15 protein-coding genes are annotated in these 19,649 nt (G+C 36.8%); 7 read left to right on the top strand and 8 right to left on the bottom strand.

Going from position 1 to position 19,649, the window contains the following annotated elements; translation table 11 throughout:
• Positions 1 to 23 precede the first annotated feature (23 nt).
• A complete protein-coding gene (gene leuS, locus MHI22_RS10500) occupies positions 24 to 2,441 on the top strand; it encodes a leucine--tRNA ligase (protein ID WP_089934496.1) in 2,418 nt (805 codons plus the stop codon).
• Positions 2,442 to 2,578: 137 nt separating this feature from the next.
• Here the strand turns inward: leuS and MHI22_RS10495 are convergent, their stop codons facing one another.
• The 8 genes from MHI22_RS10495 to MHI22_RS10460 form a co-directional block, all read right to left on the bottom strand.
• A complete protein-coding gene (locus MHI22_RS10495) occupies positions 2,579 to 3,760 on the bottom strand; it encodes a NupC/NupG family nucleoside CNT transporter (protein ID WP_036118765.1) in 1,182 nt (393 codons plus the stop codon).
• A gap of 465 nt (positions 3,761 to 4,225) precedes the next feature.
• Positions 4,226 to 5,488, bottom strand: a complete 1,263-nt coding sequence (locus MHI22_RS10490; protein WP_340811912.1) for a permease — start codon at positions 5,486 to 5,488, stop codon at positions 4,226 to 4,228.
• A 4-nt stretch (positions 5,489 to 5,492) separates the two neighbouring features.
• Positions 5,493 to 6,191, bottom strand: a complete 699-nt coding sequence (locus tag MHI22_RS10485) for a response regulator transcription factor (RefSeq protein WP_036118767.1) — start codon at positions 6,189 to 6,191, stop codon at positions 5,493 to 5,495.
• 38 nt (positions 6,192 to 6,229) lie between these two features.
• On the bottom strand, positions 6,230 to 6,982 hold the full coding sequence (locus MHI22_RS10480) for a sensor histidine kinase (protein ID WP_058845052.1): 753 nt from the start codon (positions 6,980 to 6,982) through the stop codon (positions 6,230 to 6,232).
• 37 nt (positions 6,983 to 7,019) lie between these two features.
• Positions 7,020 to 8,012: an ABC transporter ATP-binding protein gene (locus MHI22_RS10475; RefSeq protein ID WP_340811910.1), complete on the bottom strand. Its 993-nt coding sequence runs from the start codon at positions 8,010 to 8,012 to the stop codon at positions 7,020 to 7,022.
• Positions 8,009 to 9,022, bottom strand: coding sequence for an ABC transporter ATP-binding protein (locus MHI22_RS10470; RefSeq protein WP_058845054.1), 1,014 nt, complete (start codon positions 9,020 to 9,022; stop codon positions 8,009 to 8,011). Before MHI22_RS10470 ends, MHI22_RS10475 begins: the two co-directional genes overlap by 4 nt.
• Positions 9,023 to 9,036: 14 nt before the next feature.
• On the bottom strand, positions 9,037 to 9,957 hold the full coding sequence (nikB, locus tag MHI22_RS10465) for a nickel ABC transporter permease (RefSeq protein ID WP_036118771.1): 921 nt from the start codon (positions 9,955 to 9,957) through the stop codon (positions 9,037 to 9,039).
• A gap of 14 nt (positions 9,958 to 9,971) precedes the next feature.
• On the bottom strand, positions 9,972 to 10,874 hold the full coding sequence (locus tag MHI22_RS10460) for an ABC transporter permease (protein WP_340811908.1): 903 nt from the start codon (positions 10,872 to 10,874) through the stop codon (positions 9,972 to 9,974).
• Between the two features lie 181 nt (positions 10,875 to 11,055).
• Here MHI22_RS10460 and MHI22_RS10455 point away from each other — a divergent pair, with 181 nt between their 5' ends.
• The 6 genes from MHI22_RS10455 (at position 11,056) to MHI22_RS10430 (ending at position 19,193) form a co-directional block, all read left to right on the top strand.
• Entirely contained in the window at positions 11,056 to 12,615 is a 1,560-nt protein-coding gene (locus tag MHI22_RS10455; protein ID WP_340811907.1) for a glutathione ABC transporter substrate-binding protein, read from the top strand.
• 43 nt (positions 12,616 to 12,658) lie between these two features.
• Positions 12,659 to 13,909, top strand: coding sequence for an amidohydrolase family protein (locus MHI22_RS10450; protein WP_340811906.1), 1,251 nt, complete (start codon positions 12,659 to 12,661; stop codon positions 13,907 to 13,909).
• Positions 13,906 to 15,117, top strand: a complete 1,212-nt coding sequence (locus MHI22_RS10445) for an amidohydrolase (RefSeq protein WP_340811905.1) — start codon at positions 13,906 to 13,908, stop codon at positions 15,115 to 15,117. The genes MHI22_RS10450 and MHI22_RS10445 overlap by 4 nt, the downstream gene beginning before the upstream one ends.
• Before the next feature lie 167 nt (positions 15,118 to 15,284).
• Complete coding sequence (locus tag MHI22_RS10440; RefSeq protein ID WP_058845057.1) at positions 15,285 to 16,190, top strand: DMT family transporter; 906 nt, start codon at positions 15,285 to 15,287, stop codon at positions 16,188 to 16,190.
• Positions 16,191 to 16,955: 765 nt separating this feature from the next.
• Positions 16,956 to 18,224: an L-lactate MFS transporter gene (locus MHI22_RS10435; protein WP_036118777.1), complete on the top strand. Its 1,269-nt coding sequence runs from the start codon at positions 16,956 to 16,958 to the stop codon at positions 18,222 to 18,224.
• A gap of 276 nt (positions 18,225 to 18,500) precedes the next feature.
• Positions 18,501 to 19,193 (top strand): AIM24 family protein, encoded by a 693-nt coding sequence (locus MHI22_RS10430; protein ID WP_036118779.1) that lies wholly within the window; start codon positions 18,501 to 18,503, stop codon positions 19,191 to 19,193.
• Positions 19,194 to 19,649: the final 456 nt, after the last annotated feature.

The raw sequence follows: 19,649 nt of genomic DNA, 5'->3' as shown, positions 1-19,649 counted from the left end.
ATTCAATCGAAGGAGGAAAAAGAATGAGTTTTAATCATCTACAAATTGAAAAAAAGTGGCAGCAATATTGGGCTAATAACAAAACATTCAAAACTGAAAATGAAACAGCGAAGCCTAAATTTTTTGCATTAGATATGTTTCCATACCCATCTGGCGCTGGACTACATGTAGGACATCCAGAAGGATATACAGCGACAGATATTTTATCACGCTTTAAACGTATGCAAGGCTACAATGTATTACATCCAATGGGCTGGGATGCTTTTGGTTTACCAGCTGAGCAATATGCACTCGATACAGGAAATGACCCAGCAGAATTTACAGCTAAAAATATTGCAACTTTTAAACGCCAAATTCAAGAGCTAGGATTCAGTTATGATTGGGATCGCGAAATTAACACGACGGATCCAGAGTATTATAAATGGACACAATGGATTTTTATCCAGCTTTATAAAAAAGGTTTAGCCTATGTGGATGAAGTAGCTGTTAACTGGTGTCCAGCGCTTGGTACGGTATTGGCTAACGAAGAAGTAATTGATGGGAAATCAGAGCGTGGTGGGCATCCAGTAGAACGTCGACCAATGAAACAATGGATGCTTAAAATTACTGCGTATGCTGATCGTTTAATCGACGACCTAGAAGAAGTTGATTGGCCAGAATCTATTAAAGATATGCAGCGCAACTGGATTGGTCGTTCAGAAGGGGCAGAAGTAACATTTGCTATTGATGGTTCAGATCAAAACTTCACGGTCTTCACAACACGTCCAGATACATTATTTGGTGCTACATATTGTGTACTTGCGCCTGAACATAAATTGGTAGAACAAATAACGACAGCTGAGCAACGTCAAGCTGTTGAGGCATATTTAGAGAAAGTGAAAATGAAATCGGATCTTGAGCGCACAGATTTAGCAAAAGAAAAAACAGGCGTATTCACAGGTGCTTATGCCGTGAATCCGATTAACGGGAAAAAAGCGCCGATTTGGATTGCTGACTATGTGTTAGTGTCTTACGGTACAGGTGCTATTATGGCGGTGCCAGCACATGATGAACGTGACTATGAATTTGCGACTGCATTTGGTTTAGACATCGTTCCTGTACTTGAGGGTGGGGACATTAGCAAAGAAGCATTTACAGGTGATGGTCAACATATTAATTCTGAATTCCTTAATGGTTTAAATAAAGAAGATGGCATTGCGAAAGCAATTGAATGGTTAGAGCAAAAAGGCGTTGGAGAGAAGAAAATTTCTTATCGACTACGTGATTGGCTATTCTCACGTCAGCGTTACTGGGGTGAACCAATTCCAATGATTCATTGGGAAGATGGCACGATCACACCTGTTCCAGAATCAGAATTACCATTAGTGCTTCCAAAAACAGATAATATCCGTCCATCGGGTACTGGTGAATCACCATTAGCTAATATCGCTGAATGGGTGAATGTTGTAGATCCAGAGACAGGCAAAAAGGGTCGCCGTGAAACAAATACAATGCCACAGTGGGCTGGGTCTAGCTGGTACTTCTTACGCTATATCGACCCTACAAATACAGAGGCGATTGCAGATCCAGAGTTACTAAAACGTTGGTTACCAGTAGATATTTATATTGGAGGAGCGGAGCATGCAGTACTGCACTTACTTTACGCTCGCTTCTGGCATAAAGTTCTTTATGATCTAGGTGTTGTTCACACGAAAGAGCCATTCCATAAATTATTTAACCAAGGTATGATTCTTGGTGAAGGTAATGAAAAAATGTCTAAATCGAAAGGTAATGTTGTAAACCCAGATGAAATCATTTCATCACATGGTGCCGATACATTACGTTTGTATGAAATGTTCATGGGACCACTAGAGGCATCTGTTGCATGGTCAACAAATGGTTTAGACGGGGCACGTCGTTTCTTAGATCGTATTTGGCGTCTATTTGTTAATGAAGAAGATGGTGCTATTTCATCAAAAATTCAAGTGTCTAACGATCAAACACTTGAAAAAGCATACCACCAAACAGTGAAAAAAGTGACAGAGGATTACGAAGGTATCCGCTTTAACACAGCTATTTCACAGATGATGGTATTTATTAATGATTGCTATAAAGCTGACGTTATTCCAGCAGAGTATGCGGAAGGCTTTGTTAAAATGCTAGCACCAATGGCGCCGCATATTGCAGAAGAGCTATGGCAGCTATTAGGCCACGATTCAACACTTTCTTACGAGCAATGGCCAACATACGATGAAACGAAGCTTGTGGATGATGAAGTGGAGATTGCCGTGCAAGTGGCTGGTAAAGTCCGTGCAAAAATCGTCGTAGCGAAAGATGCTTCAAAAGAGGATATCGAAAAAGTAGCGCTTGCTGATGAAAAAGTACAAGAATATATGGCAGGAAAAAACCTAGTGAAAATTATCGTTATTCCAAGCAAACTTGTCAATATTGTCGTTAAATAAAGAGACATAAATTAAAATGTACATTACTAAATGAAATTTTAGTGATGTACATTTTTTATTTTTCGTGAAGAGTTTATAGTGGATAATTTAAAAAACTACACTCCATAACTATCGGAGTGCAGTTCAAATGATGATGTTTAAATAATCAATCCAACAATAATAGCTGTTAGGATACTGACAAGTGTGGCTCCGTACAATAACTTTAAGCCAAAACGAGCAACGACATTACCTTGTCTTTCATTCAACCCTTTAACTGCTCCGGAAATAATACCGATGGATGAAAAGTTGGCAAAGGATACAAGGAATACCGAAATAATGCCCAGTGTACGTTCACTCATGGACTCTGAGACGTCGCCAAGGTTGATCATAGCAACAAATTCATTCGTTACTAATTTAGTGGCCATTATTCCACCAGCTGAAACAGCGTCTGCCCATGGGATACCCATTAGGAAAGCTATTGGTGCAAAAATATAGCCTAATATTTCTTGGAAAGAAACACCGATAATCATATCAAACAATGAATTGATTAAATCCATTAATGCTACGAAACCAATTAGCATGGCTCCAACAATGATGGCTACCTTAAAGCCATCCATAATATATTCACCAAGCATTTGGAAGAAAGCTTGCTTCTGCTCATCTTCAATGGTTAAGATATCTTCCTCTTCTTTTACGGTATACGGATTAATGATGGAAACAATTATAAAACCACCAAATAAGTTTAAAACAATCGCCGTTACGACATACTTTGGTTCAATCATCGTCATGTACGCGCCAACAACTGACATCGAGACGGTCGACATCGCGGATGCACATAATGTATACATACGCTGTGGCGCAATCTTATCTAATTGTTTTTTGACTGTAATGAATACTTCCGATTGTCCAACCATTGCGGAAGCAACAGCATTATAGGATTCCAATTTTCCCATTCCACTTACTTTACTCAACAGTAATCCTATCCATTTCATGAAGAAAGGGAGAATTTTAAAATGCTGCAAAATCCCAATTAAGACTGATATAAAGACAATCGGTAATAATACAGCTAGGAAGAACGGAGACTCTCCTTCATTTGCTAATCCACCAAAAACAAATGATATCCCTGCATTTGCGTAAGACAATAAATGATCAAATACTTTGGTGATTCCTTTGATTAAAACAAAACCAATTGTCGTATTGAGTAGTAGAGCTGCCAATAAAAATTGGATGATTAACATCACCACTATATATTTATATTTTATTTCTTTTTTGTTTTTACTCATTAATAAAGCTAGGGCAAAAACAAGTAACAATCCACAAAAGGATATTAAGTATCTCATAAGTTCCTCCATAAGTATGTGTAATAGTTTGTCCTGATGTTCCAAATTCAGAAGAACAGCTAAAGATCTTAATTAGTCAGACGTCAGACAAACAATCTCACTATAACAGTTTTTTTGCTAGTTATTCAATAGATAATAGAAAAAAAGTATGCAACAGGGCATACGAATACGATAAATACAGCTCTATAACAAGAAAAGCTCATGTTAAAACACTTTTTTATTGTGTGAAGTTTTTAAAATTTTATGACCAATGTGTAAATGAAAACGTAGGAAACCAACTAGGGAAGTGAAAGTGTATAGGCGTGTTTGGGAAGTTCTGACCATTGTGGCAAACGTACGAGTGGTGTTATTTAAAGATGTAGAAGAAGGTATTCAGGATGTATTTTTTTACCTAATCATTATTTACGAAAACATAAAAGACATATATTTAGTTAACTACAGCCTAATGCCTGACCTCCATATATTTTAGGGTTCAGGCATTTTTTCTATAGTATCGGTCTGAAGCATTAATTGATAAATGCTAGAGATCATAAAGCTAGTTGCTAATCCGTAAAGTGCATTGAAGCTTAGGGCAACGCCAATTCCTATGAGGATAGATAGCAGTATGACAAACCAACTATGTTTATGAATACGGCGATTCGTAAATAAAAGAATTAACATAAACGGCAGTATGGTAATGTGCAGGAACGCGAAAGAATAAATAACCCCTAAAATCGTTAAATCGATAGATAAGAAAAAGGTAAGTAAAATGACCATAAGTCCAGTTAAGTAAAAATAATAGGGTCTTTTCTTCATAAAAAATCGTTTTGTTGCACGCATATCTACAAGCAAGGACGTCACAACGGCTAACAGGACAATGACAAGGAAAGCGAATGTCAGAAACCCTGGCTGTACTTCATATAAGAACGTAAAAATTAGCACTTGAAACTGACCAAAGGAGCCACTGTATAAAGCAATCATTAAAATAGCTGTAAAGGATAATGTTAATAATGCTAAAATCACGCCTGATGAAAATAGGCTTCGACGTATTTTTTTGGGCTTGATAAATGCAATTAAATACCATGTTGATTTATCGAAAAGTACTTGTCCTAAAACGGCTAATTGAATAATGACATAGAACAGGAGGATTTCGCTATTTTTAAAATAAAATAAATAAGGGTGGTATAAGCGAATGCCTTCATAAACGGTGCTTGCTCCATTTTGTACAAAGTAGTAAATAGGGATAAAAATAAGTAATGAAAACAGGGCGATGATAAATAAAATTTCTAGCCAAAGTATACTTTTCACAGACATGATGCGATCAAGCAGTAACATACCGGTTAGAAATAAAAAAAGCGTAATGGGTATCGGGATATTTAACATGATTTCAGACAAGACACTAATGCTAATTAATTGAATTAACCAAAGTTCAATGCTTGTCAAAAGGTAAAACAGTCGTATCACTTTTAAATTCATACCACTCAATTTTTGTTGTATGGTAAAGAGTAAAAAGCTTTGTGTATGCTGGTTTTGCTTGTAATTCCTTTTATTTAACAAGGAGCTCACTACAATAAACGAAATAGCTGTTGCTAATGTATAACAAATGCCTGCCATAAAGCCATAAGAAATAAGAGCTGAGGGAGAGGACAATAATAAATTACCGTTAATCCATCTTGCTAAAAGAATGATGACGCCTGCTGCTGTGCTTAAACTTGCAAATGGTACGAGCAATGAATAATTTTTTAACATACTATCAAATACCTTTACTCATTTTAGCGGATTTATATTGACGTGGCGATTGATTATACTTTTTCTTAAAGGCCACACTAAAATAGTGTTGGCTATTAAATCCACAGCTCTCCGCAATTGCAGACATGCTTGCGTCCAGGTTTTCATTTATTTTCTTCACGGCCATTTCGAGGCGGTAATTATTTATATACTCATTAATGCCAATAGACTGCTCCTCCAAAAATTTACGACTTAAGTAGCTTGGATTCAAATGGATCTTTTCTGCAATAATATTTAAACCGAGCTTTTCATAATAGTTTTCATGGATATAGGAAAGCGCACTTTGAATCGCATCATGGTTGGAGCTCCATACTTTATATTTCTCCACAATCGCATCTAATTCACTAGCAATAACAGGTTTTGTAAGATAATCTTTTACCCCGATACGCAATGCTTGCTGGGCATATTCGAAGGTCTGATAAGCAGTTACCATAATGATGTCTATTTCATACATTTCTTTTAATTCCTTGCTTAAAGTGATACCATCTTTCCCAGGCATTTGGATATCCAAAAAGGCGATAGTCATACGGTGTTTTTTAGCTAATTGCAGAGCTTGTGAGGCATCCTGAGCAGTATGGAATGTCCAATTAGGGAAATGCGGTTTTAATAAATAAATCATTTGCTCTAGCTCTAACGGCTCATCATCTGCGATTAAAATATGCATGGTGAGATTCTCCTTTCACATTCAAATTGATAGAAGGGCTAAGCGGGAACGTGAATTGTAACTGTGTAAAACTGTTCATTATTTTGAATCGAAAATAAAACATTTTCGAGACCATAAATAAGCTCAAGCCGTTGTCTAATATTTTCAAGACCATAACCTTGCTGTAATTCATCTTCTAGCTGTTCAATAGCAGTTTCTATCTTTTCTAAGGGCTGTGTATTTTTTATTTCTATTAATAAGATCTTGTCCATTTTTTTAATCGTAATGGATAACTCAGCAGGTCCTATATGCTTTTCAAAGCTATGTTTATATGCATTTTCAATAATGGTCTGCAAAATAAATGGAGGTATTTGTACAGATAGAGCTTCATCATCCATATCCTTATGAATCGTCAAACGATGTCCAAAGCGTAACTGTTGAATATTTAAATAGCTATCCATAAATTGTATCTCGTTCTTTAACGTGATTAAAACCTCATGATTATTGTATTTAAATTTAAAAAACGTTGCTAAGGCCTCAATACCCGCAACCAAATCTTCCTTACGATTGATGCGGGCTAGGCTTAGCAATGAATTTAATGCGTTAAAAAAGAAATGTGGTTGTATTTGCTGATTTAACTGAAGAATATTCGCTCGTTGTAAATCCTGCTTGAGCTCTAAACTTCTCTTTTCTTCCTCAAGGCTATCGATTTGTTTTTCGAAAATAAATATAAAAGTAAGCAGAAAAGCTCCAATAATTGGAGCAATTACACATAGGAGAATATATATGTTGAAGGTTTCTAGTTGTAACATAATGATCTCTCCATTTATTTTATAAGTGTAAGATACATTAAACTAAATTTTCTGCAAAATGGCAAGCTACCTTATGTGTTGCGGTGATTTCTCGTAATGCTGGAACTTCTGCTTTACATTTCTCTGTGGCGAATGGACAACGTGTGTGAAAGCTACAGCCAGTAGGAGGATTAAGAGGTGACGGTAGGTCTCCTTTTAAAATAATGCGCTCCTTGCGATGTTGTTTGTCGATTACTGGAATAGAAGAAAATAATGCTTTTGTATAAGGATGATATGGCTGTGTGAAAAGGGAATGCTTATCAGCAATTTCGACAACCTTTCCAAGATACATGACCATGATACGATCTGAAATATGTCGAACAACACTTAAATCGTGCGAGATAAATAAAAATGTTAAATCTAAATCCCGTTGTAGCTGCTTTAATAAATTTAAAATTTGTGCTTGAATAGAAACGTCTAGCGCAGAAACCGATTCATCACAAATAATAATTTTAGGGTTGACTGCAAGAGCTCTTGCAATTCCGATACGTTGACGCTGACCACCAGAAAATTCATGTGGATAGCGCTCTAAGTATTCAGGACGTAATCCAACAAGCGACATTAATTCAATCATGCGTGCCTCTTGTTGTTCAGGTGGTACTATTTTTTGAATAGACATGGCCTCTGTTAACATTTTACGAATGGTTCTTCGTGGGTTAAGGGATGCATACGGATCTTGGAAAATAATTTGGATGTCCTTGCGTGCAGCACGTAGCTCTTTTTTGTTCATATTCACTAAGTTTTTACCAAATAACATTACTTCTCCAGAAGTAGGTTCATCTAATCTTAAAATAGAACGCCCCGTCGTTGATTTTCCGCAGCCAGATTCTCCAACAATGCTAAGTGTTTCACCAGGCATAATGTCAAAGGAAACACCATCCACAGCTTTTACAATTTGCTGAGGACCGAAGAGCTTTTCTTTTTTTAAGGAAAAATGTTGTTTTAAATTATTTACTTGTAATAGTGGCTGTGCTTGCTGCTCTTTTATCATATGGTCATCTCCTCCATAAGTGTTGCTCCCTGCCATTCCTTACTGTACATCCAGCATCTTACTTTTTTCTCGTGCTCCACAGTCATAAGCTCAGGTTGTTGTTCATGACATAAATCTGTAGCAAATGGGCAACGTTCTGCATAACGACAGCCAACCGGATAATTGTATGGACTTGGAACAGTTCCGTGAATAGTAGATAATTCTTCTTGCTCTTCATAGAGCTTTGGTAATGATTGTATTAATCCATTTGTATAGGGGTGTAACGGTTTTTCAAAAAGACTTTCTGTTGTGCCTTCTTCTACAATCTGCCCCGCATACATCACAGCAATTTTATCGCAAATTTCTGCTACAACACCTAGATCGTGAGTAATGAAAATAATGCTCATGCCTAATTGCTTTTGCAGATTTTGTATAATTTCAATAATTTGAGCCTGAATGGTTACATCAAGTGCCGTTGTAGGTTCGTCTGCAATTAAAACATCTGGTGTACACGCTAATGCCATTGCGATCATAATGCGCTGACGCATCCCACCGCTTAACTGGTACGGCTCCTGCTTCGCTCTTTTTTCTGGTGCAGGAATTCCCACTAGACGGATCATATCGACGGCCTTTTGCCATGCCTCTTTACGTGATAAACCTTGGTGTAAGCGAATAGATTCAGCAATTTGCTCCCCAACGGATAACACAGGATTTAGACTTGTCATAGGCTCTTGGAAAATCATTGATATTTTATTGCCTCGAATTTTGCGTAATTCCTCATCTGATAATTTTAAGATATCTGTATTATTTAAGAAAATCTCACCGTTGATGATTTTACCAGGAGGTGACGGTACTAAACGAAGTAACGATAGGGAGGTCATTGATTTCCCACAACCAGATTCACCAACAATGCCTAGCGTTTCTCCCTTTTGAAGTATAAAGGAAACACCATCCACAGCTTTGGCAACGCCTTCACTCGAATAAAAATAAGTTTGTAAATTTTTTACTTCTAACACGGTATTTTGTTTCATCGCTTTTTCCCTCCCTAGTTTAAATCCATTCGTTTATTAAAAATTCGATATAATATGTCTACGAAAAGATTAATGAAAACAAATATTAATGAGGCTACGAGAACGCCGCCTTGAACAACAGGTATATCTCGTGTACGAATAGCATCTACAATCATTCGTCCTAAGCCGTTGACAGCGAACACAGATTCTACTAATACTGTTCCCCCAAGTAAACTACCAAACTGTAAGCCTACAACTGTAATAACTGGAATTAAGGCATTGCGTAGTGCGTGTTTTAAAATGATAATATAGCCTTTTAAACCTTTCGCCTTCGCTGTTCGAATATAGTCTTGGTTCACAACCTCTAGCATACTAGAGCGAGTCATACGCGCAACGATTGCAGCGCCACCAGCACCTAGTGTGACCGCTGGTAGAATAATATGTTTGGCACTATCCCAACCTGCTACAGGAAGCCAGTGTAGCTGTACAGAGAAAACATACATCAATAAAATACCTAACCAAAAACTTGGTAGGGAAATCCCTAATAAGGCGACAATCATTAGTCCAACATCCATAAACGAATATGGACGGATTGCTGAGATGATGCCGGCAATCAACCCCAAAATAATAGTGATTAAAATACTATAAAAGGCTAGCTCAATTGTAATTGGTAAACGTGCAGTAATTTCCTCAAATACAGGTTGTTTATTTTTTAACGAATGCCCCATATCTCCCTGTACAAGATTTTTAATATAATCTGTATATTGGATAGCTAATGGTTTATTAAGCCCTAAATTTTCACGTAATTCTTCAACCGTTTCTTGAGAAGCTCCTTCTCCTGCTAAAATAATGGCGGGATCACCGGGGATCATTTGCATAATTAAAAAAACAACAAGCGTTACACCAAGGGTCACAGGAATAATTTGAGCGAGCCGTTTTATGATAAATAATGTCATGTGTCTTCTCTCCTTTAATTTTTCATTCTTGGGTCTAGCGCATCGCGTAAACCATCGCCAAATAAGTTAAATCCTAAAACAAGGATGGAAATCATAATACCAGGGAATAGCGCCATATAAGGAGCAGTAAATAAGAAATCTCTTCCGTTTGATAGCATGGCACCCCATTCAGGAGATGGTGGCTGTGCCCCTAATCCTAAAAAGGATAGACCTGCCGCAGATAGAATAGCCGTTGCTAAACGCATAGATGCTTGTACAATAATCGGTGATAAAATGTTCGGGAAAATATGTTTAATTAAAATCGTCATATCATTTGCTCCGAGTGTTTTGACAGCATCGATATATTCTAGTTTTTTAACTTCCATTGTCGAGCCACGTACGATACGAGCAAACATGGGAATAGAGAAAAAACCTACTGCAATTGTGACGTTAATTAGACTTGGCCCTAATGCACTGACAATAGCTAGAGCTAATAAAATACCTGGAAAGGCAAGCATGATATCTAAAATTCGACTAATAATAGAATCAACCCATTTACCATAATAACCAGCGATAAGTCCTAGGAATGTGCCAATCGATCCACCAAATAACACAGCTGAAATACCAACTCCAATGGATAAGCGTGAACCATATAAAATTCGACTTAAAATATCTCGTCCTTTGTCATCGGTGCCCATTAGATGATCTAAACTTGGCCCTTGTAATTTTTGATCTAACTGTACGTCGTAAGGATCATAAGGTGCTAGAATAGGTCCGATAAGAAACATCAATATATATAGAAGAATGATGATGCCCCCAGCGACCGCCGCTTTATTTTTTTTTATTTTGTTTAGGAAAGAGACAAGATTCTTTTTTCTAGAGGCCTTGCGTGCATTCACTAAAACAGAATAATCGATAGTAGTAGTTACTTTATCCATATCGAATCTCCTTTTCTATTTGATTTGTTTTCAATTTAGTGAAAAGCGTAAAGAATGTAAATGATTAATGGAGTATTAGTCAGAAAATTAAAAAAACATGTAAAGATTTTAAAAAACAAGTGAATTTTATTTCTTTATAATTCGAAATGTAAGGATCAAATCATATAAGGAGGAAATGTTTATGAAGAAAATGAAGTTGATTTTATTTATGACACTCATTACCGTACTTGTTTTACAGGCATGTTCAACTGCAAGTAATCAAAGTTCAGAAGGTTCTAAGGAGGGATCAAAAAGTGTAGGAGGAGAATTAGTTGTTTTAAGAGCATCGGATGCGACAAGCCTTGATCCTCATTTTATTACAGATATTCCGTCAGCGAATATTATCCATGGCAAAATATATGAAACACTTGTTGCTTTTGATAGAGATCGCAAAATTGTTCCATTACTTGCAAAAGAGTGGGAGCAAAAAGATGATGTCACTTGGACATTTACATTAAATGAGGGCATTAAATTCCATGATGGAGCAGATTTTAATGCAGAGGCTGTTAAAGCTACATTTGATCGTATTTTAGATCCTGCAACTGGTTCACCACAACGTGATAAATTATCAATGATTAATGAAGCAGTGGTAGATGATACGTATGTTGTCACGTTGAAGTTAAAAGAACCATATGCACCGCTTTTATCTATTTTAGCAAGTCAAGAAGGTAGTATGATCAGCCCGAAAGCTATTGCGGAAGCGGCTGATGAATTAGCAACACATCCAGTAGGGACAGGTCCATTTGTATTCGAGGATTGGAAATCTGGTCAAGAAATTACATTAAATACAAACAAAGATTACTGGGGCACTGTACCGAAAGTAGATAAAGTAACATTTAAAGTCGTACCAGAGGACTCTACTCGTTTAGCAATGATTGAAAGTGGAGAAGCACATATCGCTGAACAAGTACCCGTAACAGAGATTGACCGCATAGAAAATTCTTCAACGATGAATTTATTCCGTGCCGAAGGACTTGCAGTAGAATTTATCGGTTTCAATGTGAAAGATGCACTATTATCAGGTGTAAAAGTACGTCAGGCAATTAGTTATGCAGTTGACCGCGAAGCAATTATTAGTGGTATTTATGATAATGTAGGTACACTTGCAAATTCGGCAATGAGTCCTAAAATTATTGGTTATTCTAGTGAAACAAAACCATATGACTATGATGTAGTAAAGGCAAAAGAGTTACTAAAAGAAGCTGGCGTTAAAGAAGGAACAAAAGTTAAATTACTGACAAGTGACCGTAAAGAGCGTATCAATATGGCTGAGGTTATTCAATCTCAATTAAAAGGTATTGGATTAGATGTTGAAATTCAAGTAATGGAGTATGGTGCATTTATTTCTGAAATCACGAAAGAACAGCACCAAATATTTATTAGTGGTTGGGGTAATGCTACTGGGGATGCTGATTATAATCAATTTAATTTATTCCACACGGCTTCTATGGGACCTCCAGGCAACCATTTCTACTATTCAAATCCAGAGGTAGACAAGCTAATTGAGCAAGGGCGTTCTGAGTCAAATCAAGAAGCACGTAATGAAATCTACAAAAAGGCAATGCAAATAGAGTTAGATGAAGCTGTATACATTCCAGTTCGTAACTATGAGCATTTAGCAGTCTACAGCAATGCTGTAAAAGGTTTCTGGTTAGACGCATCTAACTACACAATAATCGGTGGCGTTGAAATTGTAGAATAATCGAATTTGGTGAAAGATAAAAAATACCAATTGGGAGGAAACTATGAGTAAACTATTGCTGAAAAATGTAAGATTAGAAGAAGCATATGAGCACGAAAATGAACATATTGTTGCAACTCGTACAGGTATTTATGATGTCCTAATCGTAGATGGACATGTTCAACAAGTGGATAACAATATAGTGGCCGATGGAGACGTAGAAGTAGTGGATGCTCAAAAGCAACTATTAGTCCCTTCTTTCCGAGAAATGCATATCCATATTGATAAAACGTATTTTGGTGGGGAATGGCAAGCGCCAAGACCCATTACTAAAGGGATATTAACGCGTATTGAAGAAGAAAGAACGCTATTACCAAAGCAATTACCAACGGCTGCTTATCGAGCAGAGGAAATGGTGAGGTGGCTTATTTCCCAAGGACATACACATATTCGTTCACATTGTAATGTGGACCCACAAATTGGGACAAAACACATTGACATCACAAAGCAAGTATTAGAAAAATATCAAGATCAAATCACCTATGAGATTGTGGCTTTTCCACAACATGGCTTATTACGCTCCAATGTGGAAGAATTGATCCGTGAAGCAATGGCAATGGGTGCAACGCTCGTTGGGGGCGTTGACCCATCCATTGTAGATCGCAATATTGAGAAATCACTGCACACAACGATGGGTATTGCCCAAGACTATAATGCAGGAATAGATATTCATATTCATACAGCTAACACACTTGGTGAATTTGAATTTTATAAGCTAATCGAGTTAACGAAACAGGCGAAAAAAGAAGGACAAGTGACAATTAGCCATGCGATGGCACTTGCGGATTTAGAACAGTCACGATTAGAAGATTTAGTACAGGCGATGGCTGCTGTACAAATGGATGTCACAACAACTGTACCAACAGACCTGAATCGTTCAACAATACCAATGCCTTATCTTTATAACAATGGTGTAAAGGTTTCTGTAGGACATGATAGTTTAACAGACCATTGGTCACCATACGGTACGGGCAATACGATTATGAAATTAAATGTGATGGCACAGAGATTCCGTTTTATCGACGAATATTCATTAAGTCGTGCTTGGAGATACGCTTCTGGTGGTATCACACCTTTGAACGACGTGGGAGAACGTGTTTGGCCACAAGCTGGTGATAAAGCCAATATGCTGTTAGTAGATGGCGTTAGCACTGCTCATGTTATAGCAAGAAGATGCCCAATTTCTACTGTTATTTCACAGGGCAAAATTATTCACCAACAGGAAGTAGGAGAGTTGAAAGGAGAATTCAGATGAAGCACTGGCTTACAAATGTTCTACTTGAAACAGGAGAATATGTAAAAGAAAATGATACAGTTGGTACGAAAGTGGAGCTTTTTAACCTTAAAATTACAGATGGCTATATTTCTCAAATTGTACCAGCAACGCAGGTAATCGATTCTCCAAATGAAGTAACAAATATGAACGGGAAGCTGCTATTACCTGCCTTTAAGGAAATGCATAATCATTTAGATAAAACATACTTAACTTTACCATGGAAGGCTTGTGTACCCGTAAAAAATTTAAAGGAACGACTTGATCGTGAAGCACAAGAGTTATCCGTTCTTGCTACAACAGGTAAACAACGTGCAGCTGCAATGATTGAGAAAATCGTTAAGAATGGCGCCAACCATATTCGTACCCATGTTAATATTGATCCTTACATTGGCTTGAAAAATTTAGAAGGTGTACTAGCGGCATTGGATGAATATAAAGATGTCGTGACGTCAGAAGTCATTGCCTTCCCACAGCATGGCTTACTAAGAGATGATGTCCCTAAATTATTGCGTGAAGCCTTACGCAATGGGGCAACGATGATTGGCGGCTTAGATCCAGCAGGGATTGATAATTCAATTGAGCCTTCTCTTTATGAAGTGATGGATATCGCACAGGAGTTTAATGTAGATGTTGATATTCACCTCCATGATGGTGGTCATGTTGGGTATTATACAATCGATAAATGGATAGATATCGTTGAGGATGCACAATATCAAGGTAGAACGGCGATTAGTCATGCATTTTCACTTGGGGATGTATCCGTTATGGAACAGCATAAAATCGCTGATCGTCTCGCACAACAGCAAGTGAAAATTATGTCTACTGTGCCATTCGATTTAAGACGTTTAATTCCACCAATTGATTTACTAACAGAGCACGGAGTAGATGTCCACTTTGGGTGCGATGGCTTTTATGATTCTTGGAGTCCTAATGGCTCTGGAGATATTTTAGAAAAAGCGACTACTTTTGCTGATATTTCTCGTAAGCTAGATGAACGCTCTATTCGACAAACATTAAAATATATTACAAATGGTGTAACACCATTAGATGCAAATGGTCAAAAGGTTTGGCCGAATGTGAAAGACGAAGCAAGCTTTGTATTCTTTGACGCAGTATCAAGTGCTGAGGTCATTGCACGTAAACTATCTAACCGAGTGGTTATGTCAAATGGTAAGTTTATCAACTAAGTATAAATCTAAATCCCCCTTATTTAGATATGATAGCAAACTAGAAGATTTCTAGTTTGCTATACTTATGTTTTAATAGAAAAGATTAATAAAGGAAAGGGAAGTAGATTTTTAATAGTTGACCCAGAACTTATGTAGAAGTCTCTTTACATGCAGGTACGATTAATATGAAGCAATTCACTATCTATATGATTTTATTTAGCTGTGTATTTTTTTGGGCCAGTAACTTCATTATTGGCTCGATTTTAATTGAACACTGGGCTCCTATAACAGTCGCCATTTTTAGGCTAATTATCATTGTTTTATTTTTGGGATGTATTAGTTGGAAAGCTATTACCCGAACAATATTTACGCGCAAGAATTTACTATTGTTGGTCATTGCAGGAATACTGGGCGTTTCCATTAATCACTATAGTTTTTATGCCAGCCTTCAGCATACTTCTCCTATCACTGCGGCTTTAATATTAGCCTGTGCACCGATTGTCACATCATTATTGAATAAATTGATTTATCATGAATCACGGAACGGCATATTTTGGCTAGGTGCGATCATTTCATTTGTAGGAGTGGGTCTCATCATTACAAAAGGAGCCCTCATCACCATTTCTATTGGTAAGGGAGAGGTGCTAAGTTTAATTACAATGCTAAGCTTTTCCTTATTTCTTATTATTGTGAATCATCTTAGTCTAAAAATGTCAGCTCAGTCCATCACCTTTTATACAAATCTAATTGGCTTACTGATGCTTATACCATTTTCTTTTACTATATTGCCGCAAACAAATTGGCAAGTAACATACCCCTATTGGATTTTGCTAGTTTTATCAGCAATCGTTATTCATGGGGTTAGTAATTTAATGTGGAATCAAAAAATGAAGGAAATAGGCTCGACGAATGCTTCGCTGTTATTGAATTTTGAGCCAGCTATTGCCATGCTGTTGAGTGCGATTTTTTTAAAGCAATTTCCTACCAGTGTCCAAATTTATGGCTCCTTACTGATTTTACTAGGGATTTTGCTATGTATTTATTATAAAGAAATAAAAGTTATGCTTTTTATGAAAGGAAAAACAAATTAAAAAATGTATTTTTCTGTACAGTATGTTAGAGGTAGCTTCTAACATGCTGTTTTTTGTAGCGCTTGTTTTATTTTTTTACAAAAACAATATGACTTCGAAAATCGTCTTGTTCCAGATTAATTGTATTCTATAAGAAGCAATTGATTTTGTTTAGTTGCCATTAATATTCAATTTCCTGAAATAAAAATGTATATTTGAATAATAAAAATAGGGAGCGATTGAAAGCTATTTATAAAATATGCATACTCTGTATTGTAAATAAATTATTTTTTTGAAAATTTAAGTAAAAACAGAATTGATTTTTAATTTTTATTGCTACTTCTAAAAATTAAAATTTCGTACATTTATATGGTGAAATTCTCTTTTGTTCTAAAAATTTCTATTATTCATTGATTTGATCTGCTTCCTTTTTAGAGAAATGAGCATAAAAATATCGTTGGTAAAATAAGACGTATACAACATCAGAATGTGAAGTTATGCACAAAAATAATTATATCAATATAAATAATGATACCTAGGATAATAGAGTAGAAAAGTAATATTAGCTAAAAGCTGTCATGTTTTTTGTAGGAAAAACGAATTTATACTTAGAGACTGTAAGGTTTATGTGATAAAAATCATTGATAAAAAAACAAAATACTTTTTGGAGAAATAATATTTTTTAGAAAAACATCTTGCATTTGAATAATTCTAAGTGGTAAATTGTTTTACATGGACGTTCATAGAATTTTCACAGGTAGCAAAAGAGGGGAGAAATGAGAATTTATGAATAAAAATAGATGGTTAATTGCATTATCTGCAATCGCTATTCACCTTTCAATCGGTGGAGCCTATGCATACAGTGTATATAAGCTACCGATTGTCACAGAAATGGGATGGAGTGAAACAAAGGTAACGGTTGCCTTTACCATTATGATGGGGCTTGCAGGTTTCTCTGCCGCATTATTTGGTAGCTTAGTAGAAAAAATGGGGCCACGTAAATCGGCGATGGTAGCAGCTGTCTTATTTGGAGCAGGACAAGCTGGTGCGGGTGTAGCGATTTCAATGGATTCTGTTGTCATGTACTGGTTAACATATGGTGTTCTTAGTGGATTAGGTATGGGGATTGGTTATATAGCCCCTGTATCAACACTTGTAAAATGGTTCCCAGATCGCCGTGGTCTAGCAACAGGTATGGCCGTACTTGGATTTGGATCTGGTGCATTAATTACAGCGCCAGTCGCAGCCAACTTAATGGAGGCAGTTGGCATTTCTACAACGTATTTTATTTTAGGGGCAAGTTATTTCACGTTAATGATTTTAGGGGCTTCATATATAGCGCCGCCTAAGCCTGGTTATATGCCAGCGAATATGAAGGCAGCTGCCGATAAAGGCAAAGAAGTAGTAAAGAAAGATTTAGCAGTGATGTCAGCGCGTGAGGCTGTCAAAACAAAGCATTTCTGGATGTTATGGTCCATGCATTTAGTCAATGTAACTGCGGGGATTATGATGATATCTGTTGCCTCTCCGATGGCACAGGAGATTGTTGGTCTATCAGTTGCAGGTGCTGCTGCAATGGTAGGAATAATGGGGCTATTTAATGGTGGTGGTCGTTTAATTTGGGCCGCTGTGTCTGATTATATTGGTCGTTCAAACGTTTTTGTTATTTTCTTTACAGCACAATTAATTACATTTATTGTTCTACCACATACAACAAACGTAATTATTTTCCAAGCACTTATTTTCTTAGTTGTTAGTTGCTACGGTGGTGGATTCTCGAATTTACCTGCATTTGCTAGTGATCTATTTGGTACAAAGCAACTTGGCGTTATTCATGGCTATTTATTAACAACTTGGTCATTAGGTGGTATTTTCGGACCGTTGTTAGTAAGTACAATTAAAAATGCTTACGGAAGCTATATTCCTGTGTTCTATGTATTTGCTGGGTTAATCGCAGCTTCATTAATTATTTCGTTAACACTACGTGCAGATGTACGTAAACAAACTGCTTTAAAAGCAGCACAAAATGTTGGAGATGTCTCCGCTACTCAATAAAGTGAACTTTCAATTGAGACAGGAACTATATAAGTGTCATTTCGCACATGGCACTTATATAGTTATTTTTTTGTAGCAATTGTTATATAACAATCATCGTTTCTTCGTTTAATGTATAACAGTATATATTTGATGTCAATAACATGACTGGAAATGAAGTGATTTTGTTATTAAGAGAGAAATTTTGTAACGAAATGCACAATCAGGGACAATCCGCTAAAATTTGAATCTTTTCTCAACTGTAAACGTATATAAGGTAATTAGGAGGGATGAATCTTGGGGAAATTTTCTTTAGATGAATTTGTTCATAAAACACAGCAAGATGACAATGAGAATGATTATTTTGAATTGGAAACTGAACGAGTATTAGAAGTGAATCTAAACGGTGAAGTATGGTCAAAAATGGGTGCAATGATTTCCTATACGGGTGATATTAAATTTGAACGTGAGCGTGTGCTGGAGCATGGTCTTGGTAAGATGTTTAAGAAGGCTTTAACAGGTGAAGGCACGCAATTGATGAAAGCAAGTGGAAAGGGAAGACTTTATTTAGCAGACCAAGGAAAGAAAGTAACGGTTTTTGATTTGAAAAATGATAGTATTTGTGTAAACGGAAATGATTTACTTGCCTTTGAGCCTAGTATTGAATGGGATATACGCTTAATGCGTAAAATGGCTGGCATCATGTCAGGTGGTCTATTCAATGTGACACTACAAGGAACAGGGAAAGTGGCCATTACAACACATTTTGAACCATTGACATTATTAGTGAAACCAGGTGAAACAGTTTATACTGATCCACATGCTACCGTTGCATGGTCAGGAAATTTAACACCTGAGTTTAAAACAGATATCAGCTTCCGTACATTTATCGGTCGTGGCAGTGGCGAATCCATTCAGATGGCATTTTCAGGTGAAGGCTTTGTCATTATCCAGCCGTTTGAAGAAGTTTATATGTCTAGTGAAAGCTAAAAAGAGCGTGTCCGTTTTTCTTGGACACGCTTTTTCATAGTGTTGAAAAACAAAGCAATCAATAGCATTTTTGTGAAAGATGAAAATGGATTTCCGTTGCTGGCTACTTACTTTCCTGTAGGCGAGCGCCGAGCCGCTTACTCCGCTACCGCTCGGTGTAGGGTTTCAACTGTCTCGCTATCCCATGGGAGTCAAGTAGCCTGCCCTCAACCCACAAATATTTAACTTTTTAGCAAAGGTTTTTAAATAAAGTGAAGGTGTTCACTACGCATTTATGAAAGCGTGTTGTAACTAAACACTTCTCCACATTGAAAGTAAGAGCCTGTTCTTTCTCTCATTATACAAATAAAGGGCTATTCGATTGCAACAGCTAAATGAAAGATAAAGAAACATGGTGGAGAAGGCTTATCGGACGCCCCTTGAACGGAAATCAACCCCTTGCCTTGCCAAAAGGTC

This window comes from Lysinibacillus sp. FSL L8-0312 (assembly GCF_038003285.1).
GTDB lineage: Bacteria > Bacillota > Bacilli > Bacillales_A > Planococcaceae > Lysinibacillus > Lysinibacillus fusiformis_D.
This window is presented reverse-complemented; position numbering and strand designations above follow the sequence as displayed.